At 62.9% G+C, this 14,644-nt stretch carries 11 protein-coding genes; 8 read left to right on the plus strand and 3 right to left on the minus strand.

Features of this window, described 5'->3' with window-relative positions:
* The first annotated feature begins 4 nt into the window (after positions 1-4).
* Genes HHL11_RS02105 through HHL11_RS02115 form a run of 3 tightly spaced genes read left to right on the plus strand, consistent with a single transcriptional unit; the run spans position 5 to position 3,317 of the window.
* The gene (locus HHL11_RS02105) at positions 5-466 is read left to right on the plus strand and encodes a 2Fe-2S iron-sulfur cluster-binding protein (protein ID WP_169416730.1); all 462 of its coding nucleotides are present in this window, start codon (positions 5-7) and stop codon (positions 464-466) included.
* Positions 463-2,622 (plus strand): xanthine dehydrogenase family protein molybdopterin-binding subunit, encoded by a 2,160-nt coding sequence (locus HHL11_RS02110; RefSeq protein WP_169416731.1) that lies wholly within the window; start codon positions 463-465, stop codon positions 2,620-2,622. The genes HHL11_RS02105 and HHL11_RS02110 overlap by 4 nt, the downstream gene beginning before the upstream one ends.
* A gap of 5 nt (positions 2,623-2,627) precedes the next feature.
* Positions 2,628-3,317 carry a substrate-binding domain-containing protein gene (locus HHL11_RS02115; RefSeq protein WP_169416732.1) on the plus strand — a complete coding sequence of 230 codons (690 nt, stop codon included), beginning with the start codon at positions 2,628-2,630 and terminating at the stop codon, positions 3,315-3,317.
* On the opposite strand, the gene HHL11_RS02120 is transcribed toward HHL11_RS02115, so the two are convergent.
* The gene (locus HHL11_RS02120; protein WP_169416733.1) at positions 3,314-3,508 is read right to left on the minus strand and encodes a hypothetical protein; all 195 of its coding nucleotides are present in this window, start codon (positions 3,506-3,508) and stop codon (positions 3,314-3,316) included. The two genes, HHL11_RS02115 and HHL11_RS02120, sit on opposite strands and share 4 nt — an antisense overlap.
* A 223-nt stretch (positions 3,509-3,731) precedes the next feature.
* Between HHL11_RS02120 and HHL11_RS02125 the strand changes: the two genes are divergently transcribed.
* The 5 genes from HHL11_RS02125 to HHL11_RS02145 all read left to right on the plus strand — a co-directional run bounded on the left by HHL11_RS02125 (position 3,732) and on the right by HHL11_RS02145 (position 10,380).
* Positions 3,732-5,759 (plus strand): ATP-binding protein, encoded by a 2,028-nt coding sequence (locus tag HHL11_RS02125; RefSeq protein ID WP_169416734.1) that lies wholly within the window; start codon positions 3,732-3,734, stop codon positions 5,757-5,759.
* Positions 5,760-5,828: 69 nt separating this feature from the next.
* Complete coding sequence (locus HHL11_RS02130; protein WP_169416735.1) at positions 5,829-7,646, plus strand: 3'-5' exonuclease; 1,818 nt, start codon at positions 5,829-5,831, stop codon at positions 7,644-7,646.
* 260 nt (positions 7,647-7,906) lie between these two features.
* Entirely contained in the window at positions 7,907-9,040 is a 1,134-nt protein-coding gene (locus tag HHL11_RS02135) for a ParB/RepB/Spo0J family partition protein (protein WP_169416736.1), read from the plus strand.
* Between the two features lie 3 nt (positions 9,041-9,043).
* Positions 9,044-9,955 carry a hypothetical protein gene (locus tag HHL11_RS02140; RefSeq protein WP_169416737.1) on the plus strand — a complete coding sequence of 304 codons (912 nt, stop codon included), beginning with the start codon at positions 9,044-9,046 and terminating at the stop codon, positions 9,953-9,955.
* A 2-nt stretch (positions 9,956-9,957) separates the two neighbouring features.
* Positions 9,958-10,380, plus strand: a complete 423-nt coding sequence (locus HHL11_RS02145; protein WP_169416738.1) for a DNA mismatch endonuclease Vsr — start codon at positions 9,958-9,960, stop codon at positions 10,378-10,380.
* A 35-nt stretch (positions 10,381-10,415) separates the two neighbouring features.
* On the opposite strand, the gene HHL11_RS02150 is transcribed toward HHL11_RS02145, so the two are convergent.
* Positions 10,416-13,550 (minus strand): N-6 DNA methylase, encoded by a 3,135-nt coding sequence (locus tag HHL11_RS02150; RefSeq protein ID WP_169416739.1) that lies wholly within the window; start codon positions 13,548-13,550, stop codon positions 10,416-10,418.
* Positions 13,547-14,632, minus strand: coding sequence for a DNA cytosine methyltransferase (locus HHL11_RS02155; protein ID WP_169416740.1), 1,086 nt, complete (start codon positions 14,630-14,632; stop codon positions 13,547-13,549). Before HHL11_RS02155 ends, HHL11_RS02150 begins: the two co-directional genes overlap by 4 nt.
* Positions 14,633-14,644 lie beyond the last annotated feature (12 nt).

The following is a 14,644-nucleotide window of genomic DNA, read 5'->3' on the forward strand; positions in this document are numbered from 1 at the left end:
AGCCGTGCAGGCCGAGTTCGCGTTCACGCTGAACGGGCAAGCGACCACCGTGCGGGCCGAGCCCGCGCAGTCGCTGCTGGAGACGCTGCGCGACACCTGCGGGCTGAAGGCCACGCGCCTGGGTTGCGGCATGGGCCAGTGCGGCGCTTGCACGGTGCTGTTGGACGGCGAGGCCGTGCATGCCTGCGATACCTCCATCGAGGTCGCGGCGGGCCGCGCCGTCCTCACGGTGGAAGGCCTGGGCAACCGCGCCGCGCCGCATCCGCTGCAGTTGGCCTTCGTCGAGGAGCAGGCGCTGCAATGCGGCTTCTGCACCAGCGGCATGCTGATGCGCAGTGCCGCGCTGCTGCAGCGCAATCCGCACCCGAGCGAAGACGAGATCCGGCAGGCCCTGGACGGCAACCTGTGCCGCTGCGGCGTGCACAACCGCGTCGTGCGCGCTGTGCGCAAGGCCGCCAAGGCATGACGCAACGCGCTGTCCCCGAAGTGCTGCGGCAGCATCCGCGCCTGGGCCAGTGGCTGGCGCCGGCGCCCGGTGGGCGCATCCGCGCGACCTCGGGCAAGGTCGATATCGGGCAAGGCATCTCGCATGCGCTGCGGTTGATCGTCGCCGAGGAGCTGCAGCTGGAACCCGCGCGCGTAGAGATGGTGGTGCCGTCGACGCGCCACAGCCCCGACGAAGCGGTCACCTCCGGCAGCCAGTCGGTGCAGCAGTCGGGCGCGGTGCTGCGCTTCGCCGCCGCGCACCTGCGCGAAGCCTGCCGCGAGCGCTTCGCGCAGCGCGTGGGCGTGCCGCTGGATGCGGTGAGCCTGGACCGCGGCATGTTCCAGGCGCGCGGCGAGCAGGCGGGCTACGGCGAGCTGGCCGATGCCGGCCTGCTGGAAGCCGCCGTCGACCCGGCGCACCTGGCGCCGCGCGCAGGCCGCGCCTCCGCGCTGGGCGCCGTGCCGCGCAGCGATGTCGCCGACAAGGTGTTCGGCGAATTCCAGTACATCCAGGACCTCGCGCCCGCGGGCCTGTTGCACGGCGCGGTGTTCCGCCCGCGCACGCTGCAGGCGCAGGTGCACGAAGACGTGTGGACGCGGCTGCAGCCGCGCCTGGAGGAAATCGAGGGCGTCGCGCAGGTGGTGCGCGACGGCCTGCTGGTGGGCGTGCTCGCCGACAGCGACTACGCGCTGGCGCAGGCCGGTGAGCGCGTGGCGCTCGCGGGCCTGTGGCAAGGCGAGGCCGACGTGCCACCACCGCACGACACGGCGCGCTGGCTGCAGGCGCAGCCCCTGGACAGCACGGTCATCCAGCAGCGGCGCGACGACGCGCCGGCCGCCGCGCACGTGTTCCGCGCCGACTACGGCCGCGGCTGGCTGCAGCATGCGTCCATCGGCCTGTGCTGCGCGCTGGCGCAGTGGACGCAGAACACGCTGCAGGTCTGGAGCCACTCGCAAGGCATCTTCAACCTGCGGCGCGACCTGGCGCTGGCCTTCGGGTTGCCGGCCGATGCGGTGACCGTGTCGCACGCCGAAGGCGCCGGCTGCTACGGCCACAACGGCGCGGACGACGTCGCCTTCGACGCGGCTTGGCTGGCGCACCATGCGGGCGGCCGCCCGGTGCGCCTGCAATGGACGCGGCAACAGGAAATGGCGAACGCGCCACTCGCCCCGGCGATGGCGGTGCGCATCGAGGCCAGCGTGGATGCCGCCGGCCGGCTGGTGGCCTGGACGCAGGACGTCTGGAGCCAGGGCCACGGCACGCGTCCGGGCCGCGGCGCCACGCCGGCGCTGCTGGGCGCCTGGCAGGTCGCGCAGCCCGCGCCCATCACGATGGCCGTGAACGCAGCGCAGGCCAGCGGCGGCGGCTCCGACCGCAATGCGGTGCCGCCCTACCAGGTGCCGCAGCTGGACGTGCGCAACCACCGCGTGCTGGCGATGCCGCTGCGTGTGTCGGCCATGCGCGCGCTGGGCGCCCACGCCAACGTGCTGGCGGCAGAATCGATGATGGACGAGATTGCGCTGGCGCTGGGCCGCGACCCCCTCGCCTACCGGCTGGAGCACCTGGCGCACGACGAGCGCGCGAGTGCGGTGCTGCGCGAAGCCGCGCGCATCGCGCGCTGGCAAGAAGCCGTGCCGCGCGAGGCCGGCATCGGCCGCGGCCTGGGCTTTGCCCGCTACAAGAACACCGGCGCGTACTGCGCGGTGGTGGCCGAGGTGGAAGTGCTGCGCGAAGCCCACGTGCGCCGGCTGTGGATTGCCGCCGACCTGGGCCTGGTCGTCCACCCGGACGGCGCGAAGAATCAAATCGAAGGCGGCGCCATCCAGGCCGCGAGCTGGACCCTGCGCGAACAGGCGGACCTGGGGCGCGAGGGCGTGCGCTCGGAGGACTGGGAGACCTATCCCATCTTCCGCTTCGCCGACGTGCCGGCGGTGGAGGTGGCGCTGGTGGACCGGCCCGACAGCCCCTCGCTGGGCGCGGGCGAATGCAGCATCGGCCCCACGGCCGCAGCGATCGCCAACGCGATCCACGATGCGCTGGGCGTGCGCATGCGCGTGATGCCCTTCAGCGCCGACAACCTGATGCGCGAGGCGCAGCGGACAACGAACGAAGCAACGACGAAGGAAGAAGAGTGAGCGTGGTGAATGTATTGAGCGGCGGTGCCGCGGCGGCGGTGGTGAAGGGCGTACAGGCGCAGTTCGAGCGCGAGACCGGCGCCACCCTCCAGGCGACCTTCAGCGCGGTGGGCGAAATGCGCGACCGGTTGCTGGCCGGCAGCCCCTGCGACCTGGTGATCCTGACGAAGCCGCTGGTGGCGCAGCTGGTGGCGTCCGGCCATGTGGTGGCGGGCAGCGAACGATCGCTGGGCCTGGTGCGCACCGGCGTGGCCGTGCGCGCGGGCGCCGCCCACCCGCCCATCGCCGACCGCGCGCAGCTGGCCGCGGCCTTCCGCGCGGCGCGCGAGATCTACTACCCGGACCCGGAGAAGGCCACGGCAGGCATCCACTTCATGAACGTGCTGAAGGCGCTGGGGCTGGACCAGGAGCTGAAGGCCGCCTTCCGCCCCTTCGCCAACGGCGCGACCGCGATGGCCGCCATGGCGAAATCGAGCGAGGCCGCGGTGATCGGCTGCACGCAGGAAACGGAGATCAACTACACCGAGGGCGTGGAGTTGGTGGGGTCGCTGCCGAGGGAGTTCGAGCTGGCGACGAACTACACCCTGGGGGTGTGCACCGGGACGCGCGAGCCCGCGCTGGCGGCGAAGCTGGCGGAACTGGTGGCAGGCCCGGCGTCGGAGGGGATCCGGCGGCGGGGCGGGTTCGCGTTCTAGCAGCCGTCCCGGCAGCGGTACTGCAGGTTGCCGGCGAGCCGGAAGGACTCCAGCCGGGAGCGCGGCATGTGCCGGCTGCAGAGGATGCAGCTCATCGTGCCGCCGAAAGGCCCCGCGAACGCGGTGCCGGGCGACTTCGATTGGTAGCGCAGGCCGCCGGCCCGCACCTTGGTCTTGATCTCGTCTTGCATGGAATGCAACTGCTTTCCAGTTTGGACAGGGGCGCTGGGCCTGTGGATCTCGGCTCCTGCTTTCACCAGGGTTGGTCGGGCGCGTCGACAGGAGCATGGTAGCCGACATGCCGCCCAGCCCGGCAGCGGACCACGCCGAAGAGCTCGACTCGAAGAATGCCGCGGCTGTTTGTCGATGCTGTCGTACACCCGCGCCACCGGGGCAAGCCGAAGAATCCCCCCGATGCTCGATGTAGTCCGCCGCATACTGGGCCGCGATCGCCGCGGGCTGGAGAAGCGCCTGCAGCTCGCGCTGGCCGCCGGCAAGATGGCCGCGTGGGAATGGGACCTGCGCAGCCCGCGGCGCTGGTGGTCGCCGGAGATGTTCCCGCTGCACGGGCTGCCGCCCGCAAGCGAGTTGCCCGCGGACTACTACGCGCTGGTTCATCCGGACGACCGCCAGCGCTTCCGCGAGGCCATGCACGGGCCGGTGCGGACCTGCGGCGAACATTCGGTGCAGTATCGCGTGGTGTGGGCGAACGGCTCGGTGCACTGGCTCGAGGGCACCGGCACCACCGTCTGCGACGACGAGGGCCAGCCCGAGCTGATGACCGGCGTGTGCCTGAACATCGACGCCCGCAAGGAAGAGGAAGCCAACCTGCAGTTCCTGGCCGAGGCCAGCGCGGAGCTGGCGGCGCTGACCGACTACCCGGCCACCATGCAGCGCATCGCCCGGCTGGCCGTGCCGCATTTCGCGGACTGGTGCGCCGTGGACATGCTGGACGACCAGGGCAAGCTCCAGCGCGTCGCGGTGGCGCACGTCGACGAGGCAAAGGTGAGCCAGGTCCAGGAGCTGTTCGACCGCTTCCCGCCCGGCCCGGACGCGCCCGGCGGCACATGGACGGTGGTGCAGTCCGGCCACGCGGAGCTGGTGCCTGTCATCACCCCCGCGATGCTGGAGGCCGGCGTGGGCGACCCGGAATACCTGCAGGCGCTGCTGGCGCTGGGCCTGCACTCGTACATCGGCGTGCCGCTGCGCGCGCAGGGGACGATGCTGGGCGCGATCTCGTTCATCACCTCCGAGTCGCGCCGCGTGTTCACCGAGCGCGACCTGCTGCATGCGATCGACCTGGCTGCGCGCGCGTCGGTGGCGATCACCAATGCGCGCCTGCTCGATGCGCTGCGCAGCGCGGACGCGCAGAAGGACCTGTTCCTGGCCACGCTGGGCCACGAGCTGCGCAACCCGCTGGCGCCCATCGTCAACAGCGTGGAGATGCTGGCCCGCGCGCGCGACCCGCAGCGCCTGCTGCCGCGGGCCGTGCACGTGATGCAGCGGCAGGCGCGGCACCTGGTGCGGCTGGTCGACGACCTGCTGGACCTGGCGCGCATCAACTCCGGCAAGATCGAGCTGCGGCGCGAAGTGCTGGACCTGCGCGACGTGCTGCGCGCCGCCGTGGAAAGCTGCCAGCCGCTGATCGACCGGCGCCGGCACGTGCTGTCCATCGAGCTGCCCGGCGAGCCGGCCCGCGTGGACGGCGACCCGGTGCGCCTGGCACAGGTCTTCGCCAACCTGTTGAACAACGCGGCCAAGTACACGCACGAAGGCGGCCGCATCGAGCTGCGCCTGCGCGTGGCCGATGCGGCCATCGAGGTGAGCGTGAGCGACGATGGCGTGGGCATCCCGCCCGAGCTGCTGCCGCAGATGTTCGACCTGTTCACGCAGGCCGGGACCGCGCCGCACCTGGAGCAGCATGGCCTGGGCATCGGCCTGTTCCTGGTGAAGGGCCTGGTGCAGATGCACGAGGGGCACATCCAGGCGCAGAGCGGCGGGCCCGGCCAGGGCAGCAGCTTCGTCGTGTCGCTGCCGCGCGCGGCCGCCGTCGAAAGCATGCCCGCGCCGGCGACCCCCAGTGAGGAGCCGCGGGCGTCACGGCGCGTGCTGGTGGTGGACGACAACGTCGACGCCGCCGACACGCTGTCGCAGCTGCTGGAAGTGCTGGGCCACACCCCCACCACCGCCAACGACGGCGCGTCGGCGCTGGCGCGCTTCGACGCGGCGCAGCCCGAGGTGGTGCTGCTCGATATCGGGCTGCCGGACATGGACGGCTACGAGGTTGCGCGCAGCATCCGCCAGCGGGTTGGCGGCGACAGCGTGCGGCTGGTGGCGCTGACCGGGTGGGGCCAGGCGGAGGACAAGCGCAGGGCGGTGGAGGCGGGCTTCGACGAGCATTGGACGAAGCCGGTGGATGTGGGGAGGTTGGGGGGGATATAGCGCCTCGGAAATCGCCCTTGCCTTCCCGTCGCTTGCCGATGATCATTGCTCTTGAGGAGGCAAGCGGACGTGGCGGTACTGATTCCGGCGATCGGGGCGTGCAAATTCGATTCAAGCGGTGAGCGGCGGCTGGCGGAGCGGCTGGAGCAAAAGCTCGACTCCGACTACTTGCTTTGGCACAACGTGCCCGTTGGGCCGAAACAGGCGCATCCCGATTTTGTCGTCATTCATCCTCGCCGTGGCGCATTGATCCTGGAAACCAAAGATTGGCGGATCGACACCATTGCCAAGGCGACCAGGCAGTACTTTGAGATCCATGCCGATGGCGGGCTGAAGACCATAGTCAACCCGCTCGCGCAAGCGAGGCATTGTGCGATCCAAGTCGTCAACGCCTTGGATCGCGATAAGCAACTGGTTCACGCTGACGGGCCCCACCAAGGAAAGCTCATATTCCCTTGGGGCTACGGCGTGGTCTTCACCCGGATTACGCGCGCGCAGTTCGAGGCAGCAGGCCTGGGCGAGGCCATCGAGTCGCACCTGGCGATCTGCCAAGACGAGATGCTGGAAGCGACGGATGCTGAGGCGTTTCAGCAGCGCTTGTGGGACATGTTCCCACATGCGTTTGGCAAGGCGTTGTCACTGCCGCAACTGGATCGCGTGCGATGGATCATGTTTCCGGAAATCCGGGTGGGGGATCAAACGGGGCTCTTCGACACCAACTCTGACGCGGAGGAGGAAACCGACCTCCCGGACATCATGCGTGTGATGGACCTGCAGCAGGAACAGCTGGCGCGGAGTCTAGGCGATGGTCATCGCGTGATTCATGGCGTTGCGGGATCGGGCAAGACCATGATCTTGGGCTATAGGGCGCAGCAGCTCGCACAAGCAGCCGTGAGCAAGCCCGTGTTGATTCTTTGCTACAACGAGCCGCTCGCCGTCAAGTTGCAGGCCATGATGGCAGCCAAGGGACTACACCGCCAAGTACACGTGCGCAACTTCCACAAGTGGTGCCGTCAACAGCTGGTGGCCTTTGGGCAGCCGATCCCGGCGCAGAGCCAAAGGATGTTTGACCAGATGGTGGAAAACGTCATTCGCGGAGTTGAGCGCAGCCAAATCCCGTCCGGCCAATACGCCGCAGTTCTGATCGATGAAGGGCACGACTTTCAACCGGAGTGGTTCAAGCTGGTCGTGCAAATGGTGGACCCTTCGACCAATAGCTTGCTCGTGCTGTACGACAGTGCTCAGAGCATCTATGAGAAGGCCAAGCGACAGAAATTCAGTTTCAAGAGCCTAGGCATTCAAGCCCAGGGCCGCACGACCATTCTGAGGATCAACTACCGCAACACGCGGCAGATTCTGGAGTTGGCCAACAAGGTAGCCAAGGACGTCCTTACGCCGGACGCCGCGGACGATGACGGGGCACCGCTGCTGCAACCAATCACATGCGGGCGCGACGGCAAGGCGCCAATCGTCGTCAAGTTGCCGACGTTGCGGGATGAGGTGCGCAAGGTGGCTGAGTTGCTAGCCGATTCTCACGCGGAAGGTCACGCATGGGGTGAGATGGCAATTCTGTGCCGCCACTATGAGCTGATGCACGCTTGCGCTGGCGAGCTGGGGCGGCTGCGTATTCCCTATCAAGTGCGCCTGAAGTCAGGGCAATATGACCCGCTGGCGAACACTATAAAGATCATGACGATGCATGCAAGCAAGGGATTGGAATTCCCGGTAGTGGCGTTGCCCGCGATAGGCGAGATGCCACAGGAGAACGAAGATGCTTCGGAGGAGGCGCGGCTCTTCTACGTAGCTGCGACACGGGCGACGCATCGTTTGATCGTTACGAGTAGCGGCACGCGGACGTTTGGTCAGATTGTGACTACCCCAGATTGAACCAGGCAATTGTTCTCGCGGGTATGTTCAGGAGTCTTCGGGAAAGCCTCCCCGGTGCGTCAAGCACTGCAGGACTCCGACCAGCCTATGCTGCGGGCCTATCCAGGGACGCCAGGGGCAGCGGTAACCGCAGACCAAGATCAATGTCCGGCGTCGCAGACAAACCTCGAATCCGCCAAGCGCGACGGATGTGAGCATCGTCCCAGCGTTGGCGCGGTATGCTACCGTCGCATTATTAAGGAATGGAACCTGGAGCGTTCATGGTCACTGCCAAAAAAACCCAGGCTAAAACAAGAACGAAACTACCCGCGAAGCGGAAGACAAAGGAGATCACGTGGCTTGCAACCGAAGATCTCGACTTTGATCCGCAAAATCCCCGCTTTTATCGGCTTCACGGCAAAGCAACTGACGCCAAGGTCGTCGAGGAAATGCTGGACGATGAGGGTGTCCAGGACCTTATGAGTTCAATCGGGCAGCAAGGCTACTTTGAAGGCGAACCGCTCCTCGTGGTGCCAACGAAAGGCGGCAAATACATAGTCGTCGAAGGCAACAGACGATTGGCAGCCCTGAAGCTTCTGAATGGAGAGCTCAGCGCGCCACGGCGCAAAGCTCGGTCGGTTCAGATGTTAATCGACGTGGCACAGGAAACGCCCACAGAAGTGCCGTGCATTGTCCACAAGGATCGTGTTGATGTACTGCGTTACCTTGGATACCGTCACATTACCGGCATCAAGGAGTGGGACGCACTCTCCAAGGCGAAGTATCTAGCGGAGTTGCGGGACACTTTCTATCCCGATCTCGATGTCGAAGAGCAGCTGAGAACAATCGCTAGGGAAATAGGCAGCAGATCCGACCATGTGGCCAAGTTGTTGGCGGGTCTAAAGCTATACGAACAGGTCGAGCGTGGAAAGTTTTTTTCGCGGCATAACCTTAGTCCCGATGCCCTGGACTTCTCGTATGTCTCGACAGCAATCAGTTATAGCGCCATCGCCGAGTGGCTCGGACTCGACGGGTCTGGCGATGTAGACGCAGAGGGAGTCGATCCCAAGAGGGTGGAGTCCCTGTTCTATTGGATGTTCGTACCACAGCCGAACGGATACGCGGTCGTTAGAGAGTCCCGTATGCTCCAGCAGTTAGCAGCAGTTGTAAAGAGCGACGACGCTTTGCGGGCACTCGAGAAGACAGGTCGGCTCGAAGACGCTTACCTCCATACGGATGGCCCAGAGCAGGCGCTAGGCGGTGCATTGCAGCAGGCTGACGCGAAACTCCGACTTGTGTGGGAGACGTTGCTGCAAAGTTCTCCTTCAGAGGAACACCTCGAGGCTGCAAAGGACATTCACGTCCGCGCAAAAAAGATCTATGACCAAATCGCACATTCGTTGGGAGGCGACTGACGCATGATCTCCAACCTGGAGGCGACGCCAAGTACTTCAGACACCTACTCGTGGGCAGACTATATTGAGCTGCGCGCGCTCGTTCATCCCGATAAATGCTATACCCGCGGCGAGTTCGCAAGCCTGCTCGCGCGCAATAAGTCAAGTGGCGGCTCAGTGCCGGACGCGCAACTAATGTGGGCTGACGTGCGTGCGTTTGTACGCGGCAGGCAAAGCGCATTTGGCGCTGCCTATCCGTTCCTCATTTCGCAGGATGAGGACACTATCGAACTCATTGAATCGCCGCTGACCAATACCCAGCTGTTGTATCTGACGCTCTTGCTTTGCTCCAGCATGGCATACCTGAACGCCGTTCAGAAGATGGCGCGTGTCTTCGAGGATTGCAGCCTTGAGATCTTTCGGCGTCTGATGCCCACCGGATCGGAGGTGCATCCAGCATGGGCCGGAGCTGGAGTTTCGGCTCGCTATCGCGGGACGCTTCCGGAAAAGTACAAGGCGATCGCAGAAGACATACGGGCCGTTGCCACATTCAAGGATCGGGACTTCAAGCCCGGTGATCACGGGGATGGCGGGATCGACATAGTTGCGTGGCATCCAATGGGTGATGCTCGCGATGCGATTCCGGCGGCACTTGCACAATGTGGATGTTCGCGTGAGGACTGGCGGCGTAAGCATCTCGAAGCGTCTCCGGCAAAGCTTCGAGCGAAGATGAATCCCCACCATGCCTGGGCAACTTATTATTTCATGCCCATAGACCTGCGCTGGTCAGACGGGGACTGGGCGAACAAGTCTGACTTTGGTGATGCCATCATGGTAGACAGGCTTCGATTGGTGAACCTGCACAGGGACTTCGGGATGCCGCTCCTGCCGCTGGGGGCTCACGTCGATGTTGCCCTGGCGCTTCAGATCATGTAGCTGTGGTTGATACGCTATCCATTTCGCAGCGCAGCGCGCTAATGCGATCGATCCGCGCAAAAGACACCGCGCCGGAGATGAGAGTCCGGCAGCTCGCGCATGGCATGGGATACCGCTACGTGCTTCATGACAAGAGGTTGCCTGGAAGCCCGGATCTAGTTTTTCCGAGTCGCAAAGCTGTCATTCAGGTGCACGGCTGCTATTGGCACGGCCATGAGTGCAGAGTTGGTCGAAGGCCCAAATCCAACCTGGCCTACTGGACTCCCAAAATCGATCGAAACGTAGAACGGGACGTGCGAAGTGCCAAAGCACTTAGGAGACTCGGATGGCGGGTGATGGTGGTTTGGGAGTGCCAGACAGTGCCGGCGAAACTGGATGCGCTGCAGCGGCGCATAAGGCGGTTCTTAGATCGCGACGCAATGTAGACACACGGATTTCGCAATCGACCGCTCCGTGGCCTCTAGCTCCGAGTTGCGTTGGCCGCGGAGGAATGCAGTAGAGCGCTGACGTATTCGTCCAAGAGATGTAATTCTGCCTGCGTGGCACTCGTGCCGCGGCGAGTGATTAGCTGTCCTACCTCGCTCAGTCCGGCCATGTTTGCATTATTCGGAACGTATCCCGGAATGTTTAGGTACTCCGCGACACTCGTCCCCAAGCTAAGCTGCGCCCCGTACGCCGAAATAGATCTGGAAACTAAGGGGGCATTCAAGTAGGCCGTAAGGTATGCAGCTTCGCCTTCCGTCTGTACCGGGATGAAGTAGACCTTATGGTCAGGCACCACCACCTTGTCGCCCAGATGCTTTGACGGAGCAGTTCCAATGTATGCAGCAGCAAACTCCTTGCCGATCTCGCGCCATACGACTTTGAACGGAGCGAACGTATATGCGCCTGTGCTCCATACCGAGTAGTACGCTTGGCCGGCCTGGAACCGCCTGAAGCTGCCGCGAGAAACCAACTCCCGTTCAAATTGACTCAAATAGCGATAGGTGAGCGGGTGAGTTTCCGGCAGCGCGTTGTCGCCGTGCATGCCGCGCTGGGGCACAAGTACAAAAAACTTCTCATCCGGCACTGCATTGAACGGTCGCACTCCTCGTCCGCGAAGAAGAGGAAAGACGTGTTCATCTTCCACTCGCGCAGTTACCTGCGGAATCCCTCGGGTTTTTCCAATGCTCGGATCGTTCTTAACGGTAAGTAGCCCGGGAGAGCTCTGAACAAGAATCTCCAGCCAGAAGACGCCGTTCCGGTCTGTTGTGACTCCTTTTCGCGCGATGTATGCATGCTCCCTCTTCGCGAATACACGCGAGAACGTACTCTGTTCAGAACTCACTCCAACCAGCCAGGGCCGCCCTTGACCACCAGGAACCGGTGCCGCCACTTGCTCAGTGGCCGAGGCCTGAGCAACAAACGCCGCTGCGTTTGCGAACCGCTCTACGGACCCGGCGGTCGGCCGAGAGGTGAGTTTCCATGTACTGTATGGCACAGGAAAGGTGGTCTGCGAGTCCCTCTCCAAGATCAAAAATGTGGCGTGATTGGTGACGCCGTCGAACGGCCGGATTTGCTCGAAGTCTTCGACCCGGACGGCTGCAGCCGTCACTCTTCCTCCTGCAATCTGCAGTTGCCGGAACCCGGCACTCGACTCGGTCGTGAAGACAGAACCGGGTAAGAAGAACCCGAGTAAGCCCCCTGGGGCGAGATAGCGCTCTACTGCGGAAAAGGTGACTACGGTCGAAACATCGGCCTCGATGCCACCGACCCATTTGTCTCCGCTGAAAACGCCGAGTTGCTTGCATCTAGGCTGTATAGCCTTCGCATACTCTTTCGGTAGCGTACTCCAACGTACCCAGGGTGGGTTGCCACAAACGAATGTCGACGGGGGAATCGTCGCTGCAGCGAAGCGTTCGGCCAAAATCGTGCACCAGATTCCATTCCACCCCCTCTCGTGTAGCCACACGAAATTCGCGACAGTTTGTTCGACGACGTCCCATAGATCGGGCTCAATGTCGCGCATGAACGCTCCCCTTAGCGCGTTCATGATGCTTGGAAGCGGGACGTCTGCGTCAATCAGAAGCCTAGCGCGAGCCATCAACTGCTGAAAGTCTGGGTGCCGTACTACGGCGACAGGCAGTCGATACTCCTTGGACCCGATGGCTGTGCTCAGGACGTGGGAATAGTTACCGAACAGGTCCTCTTGCGGAGGATCAATTGCGTCTGCCAAGTGGATTGGAATCCGAATCTGGTCTGAAGCACTGAGGGACGCAGAAATGAAGACGACGATTGATGCCTTCGCTGCAAGTACAGCCAGCGGATTCAGATCGATCCCATGCAAGCCTGAGAGCAGCTGTCTGGCAGTCGCCGAGGGCGGCCACGCCACCATGCGGCGCCGCAGGGCCTCGAGTAAGAACGTGCCGGTGCCACAGGTCGGGTCGGTGAGGGGATGTTCCTCCGTCCAACCCAATTGATTCATCCCGTGCTCAGCCAGCCAGTCGGGTGTGTAGAACTCACCGAGTGCGTGTCTCACCTCCCTCGGAATAAACCGTTCATAGATCCCTTTGAACAAATCACGTGTGGTTTGAGGGCTCTTCTTAGTGATCTGAAAATCGACGAAAGACAGCTTGTTCAGAATGCTTTCGAGCGAAGCGATAAAGAAGTCAAGCTTAGGATCGTCGACGTACCAAGAGAAGAAGTCTCCGTCCAGCATGTTCGAAATGCCGGCACTCTCGAACAAGTATCCAGACTCTAAAGTCTGAAGGCGGTCGTGGACGGAGACCGAATTATCCAAAACGTTCTGAGCCGCATTGGGCAGCGCGCAAGCTGCAACAAGCTTTGCGATTACGGCTATGTACGTGTTCAGGGCGAACAGGTACGCTGCTGGCTCAGCCCCGTAATTGTGGCTGTGCGCAATTTTCTGTCGCTCGAGTAAGCGACGCATGGCAGTTGGCTGGAACCCAACCACTTGACTGAATAGCCGCTTCCACTCGGTGAACAACAGCTTCGTCTTGGTAGTGTCGTGCGCTGAGTTCGCCTCGCAAATCGCCTCGAACATCAGAGGCACAAGCTTGGCCCCGTACTCCGAGTCAGGACCAATCCAGGCCTGAAGCAACTGCGGGTGGACGAGCGGCCGCCCGTTTTGCTCAAGCGCGCGCAGCAGGCGTTCCGCTACGCCGCGTGAAAACGGCGTCAGTGGTTCCCATTTGGCATGATCTCCCGCGAGAGCACCAAAGCTAGTGCTCGCGCCATCCCATGCAAGCAAGACATACTCGGAGGGATCTCGCCCTTCTTCAATTGCGATAAGTCGACCGTACTCTTCTGCTTGCGCGCGAGCGTGGTTTAACTTTGCGCCCTCAGAGCTGCGAAAACTGTTCGGCGGCTCATACTCGATGATTAAGGCGCCGTGTGCAACGTCAGCGAACCTCATCGCCGTGCCGCTACGTAGCGGTCTTTCCAGTTGGAAAGCAGTCCAGGGGATTCGCGTGTCGCCGCAAATCTGCTCAAGCCGCAACTCGATTTCGTGCCGGAGTTGCGCTTCATTTGCAGCGGCGGCTGTGACTCGAGCAACGCTGCTAGCTAAGAGATCCGCTGCCTCGGTGAGTCTCATGCGACGCGTTTGCTACATTGCACTTCACGCTCCAGTCCCGCCCCTGAGAAGAGATGCCGGAAGATCACTTCGGCGAGCAGCGGCGGAACTGCATTGCCTATCTGAGTGAACTTAGATGCAACGTCTCCAACAGGCTCGAAATCGTCCGCGAATGTCTGGATGAGTGCGCACTCTCTCCAAGATAGGCGGCGCGGAACCTCCAAAACAGGTCGACTCGCGTCAGTTTGCACATGCTCATGCGCGTTGCTGAAGTCCCACTTCTGCTTCCAACCGTCTGCTAGGTTGGACCAAGTTAGAGTCATTACGGGACTCGCAGGGTGGAGCGTCACATGCCGCCAGTTCGCGACTACCGTGTAGCTTGGGTCATCCCACTTTGCTTTGCGGTTTCGGGACATGTAGTACCAGGAAAAGTGTCCGTCAGGGTCGTGAGGGCGTTCATAGAACTCTCCTTCTGGCCAGAGCGGTAAACCGCGAATGACATCTCCGTGTGACTCGTATTTCCTTAGTCCTTCCGCCTCCCTCCCATGAGTTGCCGCCGGAAACTTAAAATTCTGATCCAGATCTCCGCGGACCCCAACGATGAAAAGGCGCTTGCGGGACTGGGGAACTCCGTACTCACGGGCATTTACAAGCTGGTGTGTGACTACGTAGCCGGCTTCCGTGAATGCCTTCACTTGCTCATGTAGAAAGGAGCCGCTGCGAAGTTGTCCGAGGCCGGAAACGTTCTCGGCTACGAAATATGGCGGACGAGCTGAATGTACAGCACGCAAAAATTGCTTATATAGGTTGGTGCGTGCGTCTGCACCAGGACGTCGGTTTCCCCCCATGGAGAAGGATTGGCATGGGTAACCGCCGACAATCACATCGACGACTGGGAATGACTTAACCGAAGTCACATCGCCGCAGACCACCTCCGTTTTCGGGAAGTAACTTTCCAAGGTCTTGCATGCGTCCTTCAGAATGTCATTGGCGTACACGATAGTGCCGCCTGCAGCTTCGATTCCGAAGTCCATCCCGCCACATCCGGAAAACAAGGACAGAACGCGGATCTCACTCCCGCTTCGCTGAAATACTTCCGCCATTTATTCCAAAAT

Origin of the sequence: Ramlibacter agri (genome assembly GCF_012927085.1) — a bacterium.
GTDB classification, from domain to species: domain Bacteria; phylum Pseudomonadota; class Gammaproteobacteria; order Burkholderiales; family Burkholderiaceae_C; genus Ramlibacter; species Ramlibacter agri.

What these genes read in the sequence shown, in the direction of transcription:
- HHL11_RS02110 (WP_169416731.1), top strand. Translation starts at nt 463, where the DNA reads ATGACGCAACGCGCTGTCCCCGAAGTGCTGCGGCAGCATCCGCGCCTG.
- HHL11_RS02120 (WP_169416733.1), bottom strand. Translation starts at nt 3,508, where the DNA reads ATGCAAGACGAGATCAAGACCAAGGTGCGGGCCGGCGGCCTGCGCTAC.
- HHL11_RS02125 (WP_169416734.1), top strand. Translation starts at nt 3,732, where the DNA reads ATGCTCGATGTAGTCCGCCGCATACTGGGCCGCGATCGCCGCGGGCTG.
- HHL11_RS02135 (WP_169416736.1), top strand. Translation starts at nt 7,907, where the DNA reads ATGGTCACTGCCAAAAAAACCCAGGCTAAAACAAGAACGAAACTACCC.
- HHL11_RS02140 (WP_169416737.1), top strand. Translation starts at nt 9,044, where the DNA reads ATGATCTCCAACCTGGAGGCGACGCCAAGTACTTCAGACACCTACTCG.
- HHL11_RS02150 (WP_169416739.1), bottom strand. Translation starts at nt 13,550, where the DNA reads ATGAGACTCACCGAGGCAGCGGATCTCTTAGCTAGCAGCGTTGCTCGA.
- HHL11_RS02155 (WP_169416740.1), bottom strand. Translation starts at nt 14,632, where the DNA reads ATGGCGGAAGTATTTCAGCGAAGCGGGAGTGAGATCCGCGTTCTGTCC.